The sequence below is a fragment of the Tateyamaria rhodophyticola genome (assembly GCF_047777875.1).
Classification (GTDB): Bacteria; Pseudomonadota; Alphaproteobacteria; order Rhodobacterales; family Rhodobacteraceae; genus Tateyamaria.
In genome coordinates this window covers 3,026,835-3,045,394 of sequence record NZ_CP180519.1, presented here as the reverse complement: position 1 = coordinate 3,045,394, position 18,560 = coordinate 3,026,835, and the positions used below count along the sequence as shown (strand labels likewise).

7 protein-coding genes are annotated in these 18,560 nt (G+C 62.7%); 3 read left to right on the top strand and 4 right to left on the bottom strand.

Annotated features, from left to right (window positions below):
• Window positions 1-3: 3 nt before the first annotated feature.
• The gene (locus tag ACERHN_RS16420) at window positions 4-945 is read right to left on the bottom strand and encodes an alpha-E domain-containing protein (protein WP_415920097.1); all 942 of its coding nucleotides are present in this window, start codon (window positions 943-945) and stop codon (window positions 4-6) included.
• Entirely contained in the window at window positions 945-2,369 is a 1,425-nt protein-coding gene (locus tag ACERHN_RS16415) for a circularly permuted type 2 ATP-grasp protein (RefSeq protein ID WP_415920096.1), read from the bottom strand. The genes ACERHN_RS16420 and ACERHN_RS16415 overlap by 1 nt, the downstream gene beginning before the upstream one ends.
• A gap of 1,056 nt (window positions 2,370-3,425) precedes the next feature.
• Here ACERHN_RS16415 and ACERHN_RS16410 point away from each other — a divergent pair.
• From ACERHN_RS16410 to ACERHN_RS16400, 3 genes are read left to right on the top strand one after another with little or no spacing between them, the layout of a single operon-like run.
• Window positions 3,426-4,892 (top strand): winged helix-turn-helix domain-containing protein, encoded by a 1,467-nt coding sequence (locus ACERHN_RS16410; RefSeq protein ID WP_415920095.1) that lies wholly within the window; start codon window positions 3,426-3,428, stop codon window positions 4,890-4,892.
• Between the two features lie 32 nt (window positions 4,893-4,924).
• Window positions 4,925-6,136: a phosphatase PAP2 family protein gene (locus tag ACERHN_RS16405; RefSeq protein ID WP_415920094.1), complete on the top strand. Its 1,212-nt coding sequence runs from the start codon at window positions 4,925-4,927 to the stop codon at window positions 6,134-6,136.
• 10 nt (window positions 6,137-6,146) lie between these two features.
• On the top strand, window positions 6,147-8,159 hold the full coding sequence (locus tag ACERHN_RS16400; RefSeq protein ID WP_415920093.1) for a S8 family serine peptidase: 2,013 nt from the start codon (window positions 6,147-6,149) through the stop codon (window positions 8,157-8,159).
• A gap of 358 nt (window positions 8,160-8,517) precedes the next feature.
• On the opposite strand, the gene ACERHN_RS16395 is transcribed toward ACERHN_RS16400, so the two are convergent.
• Both ACERHN_RS16395 and ACERHN_RS16390 read right to left on the bottom strand, forming a co-directional pair.
• Window positions 8,518-8,859: a nucleotidyltransferase domain-containing protein gene (locus ACERHN_RS16395; protein WP_415920092.1), complete on the bottom strand. Its 342-nt coding sequence runs from the start codon at window positions 8,857-8,859 to the stop codon at window positions 8,518-8,520.
• Window positions 8,856-18,545 (bottom strand): neuraminidase-like domain-containing protein, encoded by a 9,690-nt coding sequence (locus tag ACERHN_RS16390; protein ID WP_415920091.1) that lies wholly within the window; start codon window positions 18,543-18,545, stop codon window positions 8,856-8,858. The genes ACERHN_RS16395 and ACERHN_RS16390 overlap by 4 nt, the downstream gene beginning before the upstream one ends.
• Window positions 18,546-18,560 lie beyond the last annotated feature (15 nt).

Here is an 18,560-nt window from a genome sequence, read left to right as displayed (position 1 = left end):
CGCTTACTCCGTGAACCGGTAGTCGATTTCGATCTGCCGTCCCAACAGGTTCAGCCGCAACAGCACATCCTGAAGGAATTCGTGCAATCCCTGGTCAAACACCGCATCGATATCGGTGCTGACGCAGCATTCCGCGAGCGCTTCGGCATGTTCGATCGCCTCACCGCGAAAGCCATAATCGGCAATCAGATAGCCGAGGTTGTCGAGGATTTTGCCCACGCAGAACGCGAGGCTGCGCGGCATCCGGCGGTCCAGGATCAGGAATTCCGCGATGTCGCGCGCGCCGCCCGCATTGCCAAACGCCATGCGGAACCCGCCCCGCGCCGACACTGACGACAGGATCGAATCCCATTGGACATTGTCGATGGACGACCCGACGGACATGGCCGACGGCAGAAGCACATAGTATTTCACATCGAGGATACGCGCCGTGTTGTCACAGCGTTCCAGAAACGTCCCCAGCCGCGAGAAATCATAGATATCGTTGCGCATCATCGTGCCGTGGGTCGCCCCGCGCACCAGTGCGGTGTGCTGGCGGATGGTGCCCAGCACCTCCGGCAAATCGCGGTCGCTGACCTTGCGGGCCAGCAGACGCTTTACGGTCATGTAGGCGCCGTTGGTGGCCTCCCACACCTCTTCGGTGAGGGCGGTGCGCACCTCGCGGGCGATTTGCCGGGCCGACGCCATGGAGGACATGACCGACGACGCATTGTCGGGCGACCGCAGCATCCAGTCGATGGCGGTGTCCCGCGTGATTGCGTCGTGGCTGGCATCATATGCGGGTGCGACGCCCGCCGATTGCAGCACCGGGCGCCATTCATCATCCGACGCGCCGGACCGCGTCAGGGCGATCCGCTGGCCCGTTTCCACAAGGCGCGACGTATTCTCCGCCCGCTCCAGCTGGCGATACATCCAGAAAAGCCCATTTGCCGTCCGTCCGAGCATCAGTCCTCCAGCACCCAGGTGTCCTTGGTGCCGCCACCCTGGCTCGAGTTGACGACAAGCGACCCTTTCTTCAGCGCCACCCGGGTCAAGCCACCCGGCGTGATGTTGATGCCTGACGGGCTGACCTGCACAAAGGGACGCAGGTCCACATGCCGCGGTGTCAGTCCCGCCCGGTTGAAAATCGGCACCGTCGACAGGCTCAGCGTTGGCTGCGCGATGTAGTTGGCGGGCCTGGCTTCGAATTTCTTGCGGAAGGCCGCGATGTCCTTCTTGGTCGCTGTGGGGCCCACCAGCATACCATAGCCGCCCGACCCGTGGACCTCTTTGACCACCAGTTCGTGCAGATGCTCGCGCACGTACTTGAACGCGTCCTCTTCGGCGCAGCGCCACGTGGGCACATTTTCAAGCAAGGGCCGTTCGCCCGTGTAGAATTCAACGATGTCCGGCATATAGCTGTAGATCGCCTTGTCATCGGCAATCCCGGTGCCCGGCGCATTGGCGATCGTGATCCCGCCTGCGCGGTACACATCCATGATGCCCGGCACGCCCAACTGGCTGTCTGGACGGAAATTCAGCGGGTCAAGATAATCATCATCGACCCGGCGGTAGAGCACGTCGATCGGTTGGTAGCCACACGTCGTGCGCATCGCGACGCGCCCGTCGATGATCCGCAGGTCGTGCCCCTCGACCAATTCCACGCCCATCTGATCCGCCAAAAACGCATGCTCAAAATAGGCCGAGTTGAAAATGCCGGGGGTCAGGACGGCGACCGTAGATTTGCCCGTGGCCATGTTCGGCGCACATGCCGCAAGCGACCGGCGCAGCTCGGTGGGGTAGTTCGACACCGGCCGCACCCGGTTCTGTGCAAAAAGTTCGGGGAACATCTGCAGCATCGTCTCGCGGTTTTCGAGCATGTAGCTGACACCCGACGGCGTACGCGCGTTGTCTTCGAGCACATAAAACTGGTCTTCGCCCGTGCGGACAAGGTCGATGCCAACGATATGCGTATAGATACCGCCCGGCGGATTGACCCCGCACATCTGCGGCAGGAAAGCCGCGTTGCGTTCGATCATCTCTGCCGGGATCCGGCCCGCGCGCACGATCTCCTGCCGGTGATAGATGTCATAGAGAAACTGGTTGATGGCGCGCACACGCTGTTCGATGCCGCGGCTCAGCTTGCGCCATTCGTGGCCGGACATGATGCGCGGTATGATGTCGAACGGGATCAGCCGTTCTTCGGCCTCGTCGCGCCCATAGACGTTAAAGGTGATGCCGGTGAGCCGAAACAGGTCTTCGGCCTCACGCTGCTTGGCGCGCAACCGCGCCGATTCCTCACCTTCGAACCAATTGTTCAAACCCTGATACGGGTCGCGCACACCATCCGTGTGCCCCCACATCTCGTCAAAATACCCGGTGTCTGACATCCCCTGATCCTAACGCGCACTCACGCACCGTTACAAGGCAACAGCCAATTCGGGACGGTGCGCGCACGTAAATGCCATAAATTTCAGCAGTTTGCGCACAGGTCGCGAGGGGTGCCGCACGCAGATATCGCGAAAACTACGCCTTCCATTTCGGAAGATTTCAGAAAGATTTCGTGTCGATTTCAGGCTTAACGCTGCGTTAACCGGCACGGTGTTTCCACGGTCTCACTTATTCAGAGGGGTCGTAGGGTGGTACAAAACGGGACACACTGCCATGTACGCCAGCAATACGAACCTGCGCGAATGCGGTCATTTTCTGCGATACCGCGCTGTTTCGAGTGTACTTTTTTCGGTACGCGCAGTTGGTTTTTGGCGCTCCGCAATGCGTGGTGCGGGGTACTGTCGGAGAGGCGCGAGAGTGGCGTTCCGATCCGGAAATCTCGTACCGCAAAGGTCCTTGGACCGCTGCCCTGTCAATTCTGAGCGCCGAGCTGGGGCTGTTCGTTCAGGTCAATTGACAGGTGCATGTCCCAAGGATGGCTTCGTGACGGATGCGCACTCTCATCTGACACGACGCTGCCACCCGCTCCTCGGACTGTTTTTTATAACCAAACCATTTCTCGGACTGCTTTTTATAACCAAACCATTTCAGAGTTTTACGAGTGAGGTGGGCGGGAACATTAACGTTCCGGCCCACCAATTTATCGAACGCCAGAAGTTCGCTCGGCCTTGATGCTGGGACTATCGCGCCACGAGAATGCCTGCTACGCTGACCAAGGGTTAGGTGGGACGCCGGGTTTTGGCTTGGTACAGACTTGTTTGGGGCACGGTCGTTTTACACGCGACATCCCAGGCAGCGCGCGCTGTGTGCCAAGGCAGATCCGAACGGGAATCCCACCAACATGTTGGGAGGCGGACATTTTCGGCAGCGGGCGCGGAACATCGGAGCGTATCCGACTAGGCGAAGCCACATACGACAAGGCGACCGGTCGCCTGATTTCGGCATCGAACGAGGAAATTCTGCTGCGGTCCCAATCCGCGCAGGTTCTCGAGGCGTTGACCGACTTTCTTGGCACGCTCGCCCCCCGGGACACGCTCATCGAGCGGGTCTGGGGCGGTGTTGCGGTCACCGATGACAGCCTGACCCAATGCATCGCCGACATCCGGCGTGCCCTGGGTGATCATGACCGCGCCCTTCTCAAGACAGTGCCCAAGCGGGGCTACCAGCTGACAGGCGAAGTGATCGCCCTGCCCCCCGCGCAGAACGCGGGCACCGCCATTGCTGCCGCTGACGCGAATGGCGGGATCATCCTTGCCGATCTGGACCCGCGCGACGTTCTGCCGACGCTCGCCGTTCTGCCGATGCGCGGATCGTTCGAGACGCGACAGGACCCACTTGGCATCTTTGTCGCGGACGAAATCGCGAATGCGCTTGGCCGGTCCGAGGACATGAATGTCATCTCGCGCCTGTCCACGGCGCAGTTCTGGGGAGAGCTGGGCCAGCACAGCAACCTGCGCCAGGCCCTGAATGCCGATTTTGTCGTGTCCGGCCTCGCGCACAGTCAGAACGACATAGTGGTGCTGTCCGTCGAACTGGCCGATGCCGACAGCGGCATCGCGCTCTGGTCTGACCGCATCCGCCTGCCGCTTGGCCCGCTGATGACCGACACGGACTGGGTCGAACATGTGGTGTCACAGTTGCGCAATGCGATCATGGTGAATGAGGTGCGGCGTGTCCGCTCGCGCCCGCTTGATGATCTCAAGCTGTTCAGCGTGCTCCACGGTGCGGTGGGTCTGATGCACCGGTTGTCACCCAAGGATTTCAACGAGGCCCGGTCTTTGTTGCGGTTTGTGGCGGAAAAAGCCCCGTACAACCCCGCCCCACTGGCCTGGATGGCGCGGTGGCATGTGCTGCGCGCGATGCAGGGCTGGTCCGAGGATGTGCAGCAAGAGGCGACATCCGCCATCAAATGCGCCGAACAGGCGCTTGATATTGATCCGGAAAACACCCTGGCCCTGACCAGTCTGGGGTTCGTCATGACCAACCTGCTGCACCGGTTGGACGAAGCGCATGGCTATTATGACAACGCACTTTTGATCAATCCGAATGACGCACAGGCGCGTGCCTTGCGCGGCATGTTGCTGGCGTTCACCGATAACGGGTCCGATGGCAAACGGGACGTTGAACGCGCCCTGCACCTGACGCCACGGGATCCGCACCGGTTCTTCTATCTGGCGCTTGCCAGCGGTGTGCACTTGTCTGCGGAAAATTACGACCGCTCCGTGTTGCTGGCAAAGGAATCCCTGCGCCTCAACAAGACACATATTTCAACCCTTCGGATGCTGGCAGCCGCGCAGATGGGCGCGGGGGACGAAGACGCGTCCCGCGCAACTGTGGCCGAACTGATGCGTTTGCAGCCTGATTTGAGGGTCAGCACTTGGACACAATCCGCGCCAAGCCGCGAATATGACAACGGCAAGCGGGTCGCGACCCTGCTGAGGGCTGCGGGCGTTCCGGACTAACAAAACCTTTAAGACAACTGGGAGACATAGACATGAGTATCGGACCTGAAGGCGGGTATGGCGGCTACGGCGGTTATGGTGGCTACGGTGGCTATGGCGGGTACGGTGGCTATGGCGGCTACGGTGGATACGGTGGTTATGGCGGCTACGGTGGTTACGGCGGCTATGGCGGGTATGGCGGCGACAACCCGCTTGTCTCCGGGGCGATGATCACCAATCACGACGGCATCACCGGCGCACAGTTGCAAACGATCGGACCGGTCGCGCCCGGGGCGCCCAACAGCACCGAGAACCTGCCGCGCCTGTCCGCGGCAGTCCGCGCCGCGATCTATCAGGCAGAACTGGGCCCGACCGTAGATGTCACCTTTGAAACGTCAAACGGCCAGCCCCAGGCCGTGCTGTGGCGCCGCAGCGAAGAACGGGGCCGCAAGCGCAAGTTCAACATGGATCCCATGGTCGAATTGATCGCCCCCACGGCGGATCAATTGGGCACACAGATGGATCAGGTCTGGGGTTATGCCCAGATCCGGTCAGACCGCGCCGCCGAGATCGTCAGCCAGACGGGCATCCCGCTTCAGTTTTACCAAAGCATCGGGTTCATCGATCCGGGCCGTACGCCCTATACGCTGGAATTCCTCGGTGCGGCACTGGCCTTCACCGCGTCCGCATATCAGCGCATGAAATACACGCTCGCGGTCAAACGCCCCATCGAGTACTCGCCACAGATCCAGCCGATGATCGCGACGCCCACGCATGGCTCGCTGCCCAGCGGGCACGCGACCGAGGCGTTCCTGATGGCGCGCCTGATCTGGAAGCTGCTGCGGACAAGCAACGCGCCGCAATATTCCAACACCGCCCATTGGGGCGAAATGCTGATGCGTCTGGCCGCGCGGATTGCCACCAACCGAACCGTCGCCGGCGTGCACTACCCGGTCGACAGCGTTGCCGGTGCGATCCTCGGCGCGACGCTCGCCGAGCACGTCTTTACCGAATGCTGCGGCGGCGACTGGTGGTCGAGCTGCTTTGACGGCACGTTGTTTGATCCGCATGGCGATCTGAACTGGCACGACATCTACAAGGCCGAGGACGATACGATGAAGCCGGACGCGACATCGTCCCTCGGCACCTGGATGACCGGTCAGAACGAAACCGCCGATCCGAATTTCGAGGCGTCTCCGGTCCTGTCGTGGCTGTGGTCCAAGGCCGTCGCCGAATGGCAGGACATCGACCCGAACGTGACGTGAGGGGGCGGTCATGTTGAAATGGGAAGGTGCGGAAAAGGACGGCGGATCCAAAGTCCTCGATGCCGTCAGCGATTTCCGCCTGCAACTCAATGGCGTGCAAATGCCACGGTCGATGAAAACGTGGTGGTCGGTGCTGATCGAACTGCGCGAGACGTCGATTGATCAATTCGTCGAGGCGGTTGGCGGGTTTGGCAATGACCTGCTGGTGCCCGTGGCCTATGGGCCGCAGGATCGCGAGGCCGTACGGCCGCGCCAACCGGTGACGATTTTTGCACGCGCGCCCCTGATCTCGGAGCTGAACAGGACGGACAATCCGTACAACGTCACATCCGTGCACCTCGGGAACATCACGCCGATATCGCTGCTGGACGGTGAGGCGACGATGCCCGACCTGTTAGACATCGACGTGTCTGCCGACACGGTGGTGATCGCGGTGATCGATGACGGCATTGCCGTGGCGCATGACCTGCTGCGCAAGGGTCCTGTGTCGAGCCGTGTGGAACACGCCACTGTCTTTGCCGCCCCGCCCGTGCCGGGTGGGACCAGCACGGTGGGCCGTGCGCTCGACAAGGATGAGATTGACCGCAATCTCGTGGCTGCAACGTTCAACGATCTTCTGGATGAAGACCTGTTTTATCAACGGGTTGGCATTATTGATTGGTCCGCAGATACGGTGTCGCCCGTGGCCAGTCACACCTCGCACGGGACACATATCACGGCGCTTGCCGCGGGGCATGACATGCGCCATGGCTGCGACACACGGCCTGTGATCTGCGCGTCCCTGCCGCCCCGGATCGTTGAGGATACAACCGGCGTCGATTCCCTGCCCACCTTGTATCTGGCGTTCCACATCCTTGCGCGTCAGGCGCGGCGGTTCCGCCTGCCCTGCGGCAACCCGGCACCGGTGGTGTTCAACTTTTCCTTTGGCAATACCGGGGGGCCGCATGACGGCACCGGGCTGTTTGCGGTTCTGTTTGAACACTACTTTGGGCCGAATGGCGTGATGTGCGACGAGGATCAGACCGCATGGCTGACCCTGCCTGCGGGCAATGCCAATCTCGGACGGCTTCACGCGGTGGTAGAGAGCGGGACAACGAAAGTTGACCTCACGGTACAGCCCAATGACCGGACACCGTCCGTCATGCAGGTCTGGATGCCCAACACGCCAAGCGGTGGGGCGCCCGAGCTGGCAAAGATCACCGTGACGACGCCTTCGGGGCAGAGCGTGTCGATTGAATCGCAGCCCGGGCAAAGCGCGATGCTGGTCGATGATGACGGCAACGAGGTTGCGCGACTGGCCTGTCAGGACGCAATTGCACCGGTGGCCCGCGCGCTTGTGACCTTGTCGATTGTGCCCACGGACAGCCTGTCTCAGGATGGCCCGCTTGCGCCTGCGGGCACGTGGCGCGTGGCCGTCACGCGGGGGGCCAATACCGGGCCTGACCCCATTGACCTCTGGATCCGGCGGGACGAAACCCTGCCGGGGATGCGGTCGGGCGGCAGGCAGGCGTGGTTCAGCAATGACGACTACGTGCGCTTTGACACGTTTGGCGTACCGCTGCCCGTCGATCCGCCGGGCGTAACATCGCCTATCCGCCGCTCGGGCACGATCAGTGGTTTTGCGGGCGGCGCGTCGCCCATCGTGGTCGCGGCCTATACGGAGCGCAGCGCGGAAATGTCGCTCTACTCCGCTGCGGGTCCGCTGGCCGCGCGGACCCTGCCGCCACCGCCCGATCGCGATGGTCCCGATGTCACCGCCAAGGGCGACGACAGCTATGCGCTGCGCGGTGTGATCAGCGCAGGCTCGCGCAGCGGGTCATGGGCGCGCCTGTCCGGCACAAGCGTCGCGGCACCCCGCGTCGCACGGGCCGCGGCGGACAACATCACCGGCTGGGCGGGCACAGGCCGCGAATGGAGCCACGCGGGCGCGGCTGCGCATCCCTTCCCGTTGCGCGACGCACCCAGCCCGGAGCGCGCAGGCGTTGGTGGGATCAAGGTGCCGTTCCCTGCAGTTCGGGACTGAACACACTGTAAAACTTGGACGCGGGCTGCATGTGATCATGCGGCCCGATTTCATTCAAGCCCATGATTTCAAGTCATTTTACGAGGTTGCGCAGTAGCCGTTTGAAACGGATGCCCTGCGGGCGCATGCAACACAAATGACGAGATGAGGGGATCAGATGATACGTATTCAGCGGCCCTGACACATCAGCACGTCACCCAAAAAACTGTACCCCTGAAAATGAAAGACCCTCGGGCACATCGTAGCCAAGGGACTTCCTCTAGATCCAAGTTCTTTTTTTGACACTGCTTTTCTGCGACCAGACTATTCAGCCACCAATACATCATCCTTAAGTTTCCAAGATCAACTATAGGTTACGCTATTTTCCCTTTGAAAGCAAGGCTTCAAGCGTGTTTTCGTCCCGCAAAACAAGCGGAATTGCGCCGGTCAGTATGGTCGAAAGAAAGCCCGCCGGGTTGGTCGTTTCGGCCCGCACCTGCGCGGGGGTGCGCAGCACGATATCGACACCTATGGGCAGGGATGACAGGGCATCCCTGATCTCGTTGATCAGGCCATGCGGGGCCGTTTCGACCACCACCAGCAGGTCCGCATCCGACCGCGCGCTGCTCTGCCCCCGGGCGCGTGATCCGAACATGAGGACCGCAACCGGGGCACAGGCGCTCAGGACCGCGTCGGCAAGCCGCCGTTCCAGCCGCGTCATGACGCGTCAAACCGGACAACCATGTGGCAGCGGCCCATTTCATCCGGATCCAGTGACACGAAATCAAGCGCGCCCGCCCGCCGGATGCGTATGGTCCACGCCCCCAGCACCCGCGCCTGCGCCGTCATGCCCGCGCGGCCGTAGAATTGCTGACCTCCGAATGCCGGGCTCGGGGTTGCGGGGCCCGTGTCCGTGGGCACGCCCACGGCGGTCAATTCCACCTCGTAATCCTGCCCCTCTGCCCCGTCGAAAATCAGCTCGACACCGGTCAACGGGATATCGGGATTGCCCCGCGCCCAGAACGGCAGGTGCGCTTCGGTCAGTGTGAAGGTCAGCGCCTGGTCCTCTCCGGCGGGCGGCACGAGGAAGCGGCGCCATTCGCTGGCAAACTCCGCCTCCATCGCGAACATGCGCGTGCCACTGGGCGGGCGCATTGCGGCGATATTGTCCCGCGCCGCATCCGCAAGCGGGATCGAGCCGCTGGCCTGCGCCGTGTAATGCACATCAAAGATGATGTCGGACACCGCCTGCATGTCGAACTGATTGTTCTCCTGCGGCATTTCCAGCGACCATTCGCTGACCGCGCCCGCCCCTTCAAAGGGCAGGAACCGCTCATCCTCGAAATTCAGCATGAACATACCGCTGTCACTGCGCCCGTGGCTTGTGGCGACCATGGATTGCGGCGTCATGCTTTTGTGGAACCGCGCGTCGCCCGGTGTCAGAGGATCACCATAGCCGCCCGCCACATCCGTCGACACCCGCGTGCCGTGGTTGATCAGGGTCAGGCTGCAATTGACGTTGGAATATGGCCCGATCACCGATGGAATGTTCAGCGCCACGGCCTTGAGGCGGCGGCGATAATGCCCCGGATAATCGAGATCAAACAGCCATTCCGGGATCTGCACCGTGCACCGCCCGGTCAGCTTGAGCTCCATCAGCGCCAGCGGGAAATGCTCCGCCAGCGATACCTTCTTGGACATCTCCAGCTCGCGCTCATGCGACCGGTAGAACGACGCCTCCATCCGGCGGATATCACCGGTCAGCCGCTCACCGGCCAACAGCCCCTTGCGCAGACTGTCCCAGTGGCCGAACTGGATGAACGTCGCGCCGGGATCGCCAAGTTCCTGGCGATACGCGGTTTCCGCCTGTTTCGCCATGTCATGCGCCATCTGGTAGGCCGCGAAATAGAGGGCCGAAATCTGCGCGATGTGCCAATCGTACAGCTCTTCGTTTGTGTATTTGTTCTTCAGATACTCCTCGATCCCTTCGGCCTGCGCGTGGCGCAGCTCCTGCAGTGTGATCTCGCGGTTCATGATGGCGATGCGGACATCGGCGGTCGCGATCTGGGCATCGGTATGCTCCATCTCGAGCGCGGCCTGCGCGGCCATGTGGCTCCAGTCATCCGCGCGCCGGTTAAAGCTGCCCATCTTGTCGGCCATGCCTGCCGCCTTGTCGGTGGCGCGGGCGATGGACGACAACGTCTTGACCGCCGCCTCTGCCGCCTTGGAGAACCGAAGGCCATCCACGACTTCGCCCGTCACATGGGGCGAGCCGCCAAAGCCCGAGGCACCAGCCACGAATTTCGGCACAAAGGCCAAGCCACCGGCCAGGATATAGCCAAGCGCAATTGCCGTTTCGGCCAGTGTCGACACGCCCGACAGGGCCATCGACGTGATTTCCCAGCCGTTCATAAAGGACTTGCCCGCGTAGTACGTGTTCTTTTCCTCATGAATGCGGCGGTTGGCCTCGAACCCTTCGCGGATCGCTTCGGCCTCTTCGAGGAACTCTTTGCGCAGATCGATCAGATCCTTGGCCAGTGTCGCCTCATTGGTGGCCCGCAACAGCGCGAGCGCCTCAGCGTCCTTGCGCTCCAGTACCGTGAGCAGCTTCTCACCCAGTGCCTTGACGTCCGTCACGAATTCCACCGCCTTGGCCGCAAGCACACGGAACCGGTAAAGCGCGGGCGCTTCGGCGAGGCCAAAGGCGCCCACGCTCGACAGGTCCGCACCGGACGCGGCGGCCTTGACCAGCAATGCGGGATCAATCGGTGGCTCAAAGAGTGGCAGTTGCCGCACGACGCCCTGGATGTTCATGCAGTGGCGGATTTTGAACAGCCGATCCGCAACCGTGTCCCAGTAGCCCAGCAACTGATCATTGGTCGGAATGCCGAAATAGAACAGTTGCAGCACCGGCAACGGTTCCGCACCTGCGTCCCGGCTGGTGATCCGCATCGGCGCATCGACATAGTTCTCCATGACCACATCCACCCGGGTGTTGCCAAAGGCGTCGAGATCGCCATCCGCCGTCAGTTGGGCAAAGCTCATGTCGGCCCGGTCCACATGCGGCGATTGCGCCGGTCTGCGCCCGAGGATTTCCGCAGCGAGGACATAGAGCGTCGTGGCCTCGTTCAGCGCCTCGATCGTGTCAAACCGGAACAGCTGATCCCCCCAGGCGATCAGGTTGTCGATGTATTTCATCACAACCGCCTTTTGATACGCGACAGGGCGATAGCGCGCGATCAGGTGCGGGTTGAACGGGTTGTTCTTCCACGCGGTCAGCTGGTCGGCATTCTCGTCGATCTCAGACAGCAGGGTTTCAATGCGCTGCTTGCGATAGCCATCGCTGGTTTGTTCATAGAAGGGGCGCGTGATCCAGTAGCGTTGCGGCACCTCTTCGGTTTCGGTGTTCGTGGGATCAAAGATCGTATGGAACCACCGCATCGCCGCCTCGAACCGGCGGTTCTGCATCAGCTTGGTCGCGATCATCAGTGGGGCGTGGAAAAACACCTCCCAGTTGTAGACGGCATAGGCCCCGTAGCGTTCGAAATCGACGCGGTCGCGCACCGCGCTGGTGTCCGCACGGGCGCCGTTGCGCGGCTGGTACTGGGCAAAGTTGAAACTGTTGCCGGGCCAGTAGGTCTGGGGCGCGGTCTGGATCCTGCGGTTCAACAGCCCGTCGATACCATCGCGGTCCAGTTCGCGCAGGAACAGGTCGGTATAGGGGTGGTAGAACGGTGTGAAGCGGTATTCGCGCACCTGAATGCTGCGATTGTACCCCATCACCACCGACCGCCATTCCGGCTGCACAAAGAAGGACCGTTTGGGGTCCTGATAGACCAGCGGCACCGGCCCCCACCGCACCGTGTCAAAGGCGCTGCGGTGCTGTGACGTGACCAAGCCGAACGGCCGGATGCCCCGCGCCAAAAGCGTGCGGGTGTGCCCCGCCTGCAGGACATTGACGTCATCCGTGCTGTGGATTTGCGTGTTGTTGACCAGTTTGCCATTGCGATAGTGCATGCCCTTGGGCAGCGGCAGCGCGCTGGCCTGTTCCGCACCGCGTTGCAAGGCCTCATGCGCGCGCCCGGCCTCGTCAAAGTTGCTCTGCACATAGGTGAGCGACGTGGTGGGCACCGGGGACGCCGTCACCACCCCTGTGTCGCGCAGCAGATGATAGCTGCCGTGCAGAGGCTTGAGCTTGAGGTTTTTCACCGCGCCATCGAACACGAATGTCGATGAATGCCACGGCAGGGACGCTTCGTTAAAGGGCGTGTTCCGCGTCGCGAAATCGTGGCGCACTTTGTAGGCATCCCAGAACCGGCGACTGTTGAACTCGGGACTTTGCGAGATGAACAGGTCCACCCACATCTCGTTCGACACACTGCGGTAGCGGGGACGAATGGTGTAGGAATGGTGCGGCCGGTGCCACGGATGGATCAGCTTTTCGCGCGAGATCTGTTTCGGCTTCCACTGTCCCTGCTCCATCGTGGTCCAGCCCAGTTGAATCTCAAGCTGATTGGGCGGCTCGGGCGTGTCACTGGGCGTATCCTGCGCCATCGCGGGGGGCTGCTTGCGGACCTTCTGGGGCTTTTCCATGACCTGCAGCCAGAAGAGGTGCAGTTTGCGATTGTAGACCGTCAGGGCCAGCTGATCGGATTCGATTTCGACCTCGATCTTGCGCCAAGGCGTCCATGCCCCATCGTTGAGGTCGAAATAGCGCCAGTAGTGCAGCGCCGGGTCACTCCGCGTGCGCCCGACCACGTGGAACCGGTTGATACTGGCGGCCAGACCATCGCCGGGCGTGTCATCGTCCAGTTCGTAATGCGCGGTCACGATCTCGAGGTTGGACACATCGTCGAGCTTTTGCAGATAGGCGCGGAACGCCTTTTCCGCATGCTCTTCGGTCATGTCCGACTGCAAAAGTTGGTCTTCCAACTCTTTGAAGAACGGTGATTTATCGTCACGCAGGGCCGGATCAATCCAGTTTTCCGGGTACAGGAAGACTTTGCGATTGGCCTCCCACACCCGGTAATTCTTCATCCACCGCCACTGCCGCCAGCTGTTGTCGGAGGCCGTGTCCTCTTGGGCTGCGCGTGACACCTCGACCCGCGGTTTCTCGAGCCCCAGCAGACAGCGCTGCACGTACATCTGCACCGATCCGGTCGCCTGTTTGATCCGTGACGTCAGCGCACAGGCGCTCATCTCCACATCAATCTGGAAATAACGCAACAGGTCGTCCGGTTCGCGCCAGTAAAGCGGGTTGGGGTAGTCGCGGCCATCCACGCGGATTGTCTTGGACTGTGCCCGAATGGACCGCGACACGAGGAAGGCAAGCAAGGCGTCACGCTTGGCCTCGCGCAGCGCGTCCTCCAACGGCTCGCGGATCGTGAGCCAGACGGACGTGTCGTATTTTGCCTTGGCCGCTTGCAGCGCCTGTGCGGCGATCCGTTCGGCGGCCTGACGGTTTGGCGTCGTGCGCCACCCGGCCAGAACCGCGGGCGACAGGCCCGCGCGCGTGGACATGTCGTGACAGGTGATCATGCGGGCATAGGTACGCAGATCACGCAATGCCGTGGCCCCGTTGAGCGTCACACCGATTGTATCGGCGATCTGGGCAGTTTCACCCGCGTCCCACTGGGTGAGGGCCGTCCACGCGGCAAGGGTGGCGGCGCGGGTCGCACCGGGACCTGCCGCCGCATCCATCACCGAGATGAGCGAAGCGTCTTCCGGTGCCGGGTAGCGCGCGGCAATCTCGACCCAATGCACGGCGGATACCAACCCGTTGATCAGCGTGGTGTCACGCGGGCTGGCATCATGCGGCAGTGCCATCGGATCAAGCAATCCGAACGCGCCCGCATTGCGTGACATCCACATGGCGGTGTCCGCATCCAGCTCCAGCAGTTGCACATAGCGCACCGCCTTGCCAAAGCGCCGGAAGGCCTCGTAGGCGTTTGCAAAGTCGGCCTCAGCCGTGGCCGTCACCAGCGCGCCGTCCGCATCCGTCGCGCGCAAGTCGTTGTCCGACAAGATGTCGATCAAAGGATTGCCGCCAATCTCGATCCGGTCCAACAGATGCGTGGCCATCAAGGGCGTGACGTCAAAGGTCGAAGCCATCTGAGCAACCGTTACGTCAAGCACGCCGGTGTTGTCTACCGCCACCTGTTCCAGCCGGAGCCAGTTGAGGTCGGCCGTGATCGCATCCGTCCGCAAGCCAAGCGGGGACGCCGGGCTGGCCGTCAGGATATCTTCGAGCGCGTCGATCGACAGACCTGCGCGCTGTACCACTTCCACGTGATCCGCAAACGCCATGACGGCGGCGGGGTCCGCAAACGGGTTTCCCCCCACAAGCGTCAGGAACCGCATCAGGTCCGCAACCGGCAGGGACAGGCCAGAGGCCAGCCACGCATGGCGCGCCAGCGCCGACAGGTTCGCCACGTTCAGCGCGCCATTGGGCAGCACGGCCAGCACCGCATCCGTTTCCGCGCGGGTCAGGCCAAGCGCCGCTTCAATCAGGCTGCGCCGATCGAGGTCGGGATCCGCGTTTTCAATGGTCGCCCCCGCAGGCAGCGGCAATTGCAACGGGTTGGTTCCGGGCGGTGCCACCAGCGGATCAAGGAATGTCGCCGCATAGAGCGACGGGCGGAACTGCCCGGGTTCCAGCGTTTCCGGCTGCGCCACGATCTCAACATCCGCAAAGAGCGCCAGCGTCTGGCCCACCGACTGGTCCAGCCGGTCCGTCAGACGCGCCAGCGTCATCAACCGGCTGAGTGCGCGGGCGTCCAGCGTGCCGTTGCCCACGCTTGGGGCCAACAGCGCCTGATCAAGGTCCCACATGCTCCACCCGGTGCGCCGCCACAGGCGCAGGAACCGGTGCATTCGGTCCAGCCGCTCCAGCGTCAGGTTGACCACCTGCTGGACGTTCAGATCGCAGGTCGCGTCGGGCCGTTCAATCACGACGTTGTTTGCATCGCCCGTGGGGTTGATCCAGCGACAGGCCAGCAGATCGTAAAGCTGCCCGAGATCAAGGAAAGACATCCCAAGGAACCGCGCCACCGACACCGAGGCCGGTATGGCCCCCGCGCCAAAGCCCCATATGCGGCGTTGACGCGCGGCGGTGGCATGGGTCTGAGCGGTGATCAGCGCCGCATCCCGCGGCGACAGGCCGAAAAATTCCGCCGCCATGGCGGTTTCCGGCCCGCTCGGGGGATCTGCGGGCGGGGCCGCGCGGTAGGCGTCCATGATCTGCCATCGGGGTGCGCCCAGATGGTCGATCCAGGCCCGCGCCTGTTCCGACCAGACGTCAAATGCACCGGTGAGCGGGAAATCGGAGCTGCGCAGGGTCGCATAGCTTTCGCCGTTCACATGCTCGGGCGCGGCGCGCAGTTCGGCCGCGGTCCGCGTGGTCTGCAACGCGGGATACGCCACCGCGTCACCCGACGGCGCAACGGTATGTTCGAGCAGTTCGCACACCAGATCGATATAGGGCAGCGGGGTGTCGGTATTGGCGCAGTTCAGCTTGACCTCCGCCAGATCGGGGCGCCGTTCAAGGAGGTGATCCAGCACCGTCCGACCGGCATCCGACGACGGCTGTTCGCCCAGAAACCGCAGGATGTCCGCGAGATAGGCGGCAGGTCCATAGACCGACTGGCAATGCGAGCAGCTGCAGTAATCCAGCGATCCAAACAGCGTTTCGAGATCGGGGATTGTCCGCAAATCCTCTGGCAGATCCTCAAGCGCAAAGCCGCCGCCGATGGCGTGCGGCATCACGGTCGTCAACTCGCCCCGGAACTCACCAATGCGCGTCAGCACTTCGGCATAGCGGTGTTCAGCCAGCGCATAGACAGCATTGGCCGCCGCCACCGTCACCGCGTCACCGGCGGTCATCCGCTCGATCAACAGGGGCTTGCCCATGGCCACGATCTGCACCGCGTTGTGCAGCTTCAGCTCCAGCATGCGCACGCCCGTGGCCGGGTCAGCGGTGAGCCGGTGGATGCGCTGCATGACCATCAGTTCGGCGCGCATCTCCTTGTCGAGATTGACCCCCTGCACGGCGGCATAGGCGTCCACCCGGTCCGTGCGCAGGTTGAATTCGGTGTTCTTGTCGAGGAAATCCGCGATCTCCTTGGTCCGGGCAAACGGCACGGCCGGATTACGCTCCGCCTGTGCCACCAGCGCGGCATCGGGATAAAGCGCTTCGCTGCGGGATCGCAACGTCTCGGCCCATGCGGCGCGGCGTGTCGCGTCATCTTCGCCTTCGATGAAATCAGGCACCGCGTTTCCGGCATCCGCTATCAGGTCGCGCCATTGGTCATCGGTCATCTTGGCCAGATCGCGCGGTGAGGACAGCAGCGCCACCGCACCATCATCAAGCTTTTCCTTGAGCGTCTTGGCGACCGGTTCAAAGCTGCGGGAGACGAAGTTGATTTCCGACACCGCGCGGAAATCCGCAATCGCGCGCGCGCCGCCCACGCCGTTGCCTTCGTCCGCCAGCTTGTCCCAGAATTCGGGCGTAAAGCTGCCCTCGGCCACAAAATGATCCGCGACACGGGCATAGGCGCGCGCGGGTATCCTCGATTGATCCAACGCCGCACGCAGGGTCCCGGACCCCACAAGGATCGGCTCATCCAGAGCCGAGCGGCGGCGCAGCGCATCGAGCGCGGCCAGAACCCTGTCGCGGTCCCGGATCACGGCGATGGGCATCAGGTTGGCATCCGCGCCTGCATCAAAGGCGATGGCCGCCAGACCCGGCTCGAGAAAGGCAATGCCCTGCGCTGCGAGTTCCACCAATTCGTCGATGAGCGTCCAGCCTTCGGTCGCTTGCAGCAGGCCGCTTGGCAATGTGGATGGCAGGTTCTGCGCGATCAGTGCAAACACCACTTCGACACCCACGCCGTTCTGATCAAGGCGCGCGGTGACGCGGTGCGCCAATACAAGGCGCATCACGTCTTCGGGCGCGATATTGGCCAGTTCGGCCGCCCGCGTGATCTGCCGGTCATCGTCGGTCTCGATCAGGTTGGCGATCCGCACGCCGCGTTGCAGCACCGTCTTGAGCGCATCGGTCCACCCGGCAAAGACGGAGGTGCCCCGGTATGGCCGATCCCCGGCGGTGAAATTGGCCCACGCGATCGGGCCGGGATCAAACAAAAGGCGCGACCCCTCCGCTGCGCCACCCGCATCGGGCAGGCGCACTTCGATGTGGAATGACGCCTTGGGCGTGCCGCTGTCAGGATCAACAGGTGCGGCATAGGGAATGTCGAAGAACCCGTTGTTGCCGGTCCGCCGCTCACCCAGTTTCACATCGTTGCCACCGGGGCGCTTTTCCCACAGCTCGACCATCACACGCCGCCGCCCTTTCCACGCGGCATCGCGGACAGAGCCGCGCACGCGGTGCGTCGGCTTGGTCTTGTCGATCATCGGGTTCAGCCGGCGGACCTCGCCCTCCAGCACCTTGCGCGTGGTATCAGCCACGTGCCCGGTCTGTTCCAGCCGCTTGTCCTTCTGAAAGGCCAGAACGGCGGCGCGTGTGGATTTGCCGAATGTCGCATTGGCATGTTCGGTGCGCGCCACCTGATACCCGAGGGCCGCCAGCGCCTCTTGCGTGCGCTGCACATGACCGCCCTTCATGTTGAGCCGCACCGATTTGCCGATGGGCCGCAATTCGGAGGCTTGCGCGGGTTTCAGGCGCCGCACCGGCACGGGTTCGGTGGCGGCAATGCTGTTGATCCGCTCCAGCGTGTCGGCATCCAGCCGCCCGCTCTGCTGCATTCCGTATTTCGCCTGCAACGCACGCACCGCTGCGGCGGTGCTGTCGCCAAGGCGCTGCGATTTCAGCTCTTTTTCATCAATCCGCACGTCGCGCAGGTTGCCGATATGCAGCGCGCGCAGGATGGTTTGCTGGGTCTGGGCCACCTTGCGCTTGGACGTCAGGGACTGCGCGGTCGCGATGTCACGCAGCATGTCATAGACCTGCTCCGTCACCTGCCCTGTGGCCTCCTGCTGATTGGCCTCCTGGAACTTCTTCAGGGCGGTTTCCGTGCTCGGCCCGAATGTGCGGCGGCGAACCTCGTTGGCATCCACCTCAAATCCGACGGCCATCAGCATGGAATGTAGCTTGGCGGTGCGGTGCTTGCTGTTGGCGATGAACTCGTGGCTGTTGAGCCGGTCGATCCGGGTGACCACGTCGCGCGTCAAACGCGTGCCGCGCATCCCGAGGCGGGTCTTGATGCGCTGGAGCGCTTCGAGCGTCTCGTCGCCCACTTCCTTGCGGGCGGTTTCGCGCGTGCTGACCGGCTCACCCAGACGGCGCAAGGTGTCTTGCAACCGCCCGACGGCCTTGCCCGTTTTGCCGCGGACGTCGCCGCTGCCCAGTTCCCGAATGTCGAGCCGTGCTGGAAAAGCCAGTTTGTTCATACCTTTTCTCCAATT

Coding starts and splice junctions, on each gene's coding strand:
- ACERHN_RS16400 (WP_415920093.1), top strand. CDS start 6,147: ATGTTGAAATGGGAAGGTGCGGAAAAGGACGGCGGATCCAAAGTCCTC.
- ACERHN_RS16415 (WP_415920096.1), bottom strand. CDS start 2,369: ATGTCAGACACCGGGTATTTTGACGAGATGTGGGGGCACACGGATGGT.
- ACERHN_RS16420 (WP_415920097.1), bottom strand. CDS start 945: ATGCTCGGACGGACGGCAAATGGGCTTTTCTGGATGTATCGCCAGCTG.
- ACERHN_RS16395 (WP_415920092.1), bottom strand. CDS start 8,859: ATGACGCGGCTGGAACGGCGGCTTGCCGACGCGGTCCTGAGCGCCTGT.
- ACERHN_RS16405 (WP_415920094.1), top strand. CDS start 4,925: ATGAGTATCGGACCTGAAGGCGGGTATGGCGGCTACGGCGGTTATGGT.
- ACERHN_RS16390 (WP_415920091.1), bottom strand. CDS start 18,545: ATGAACAAACTGGCTTTTCCAGCACGGCTCGACATTCGGGAACTGGGC.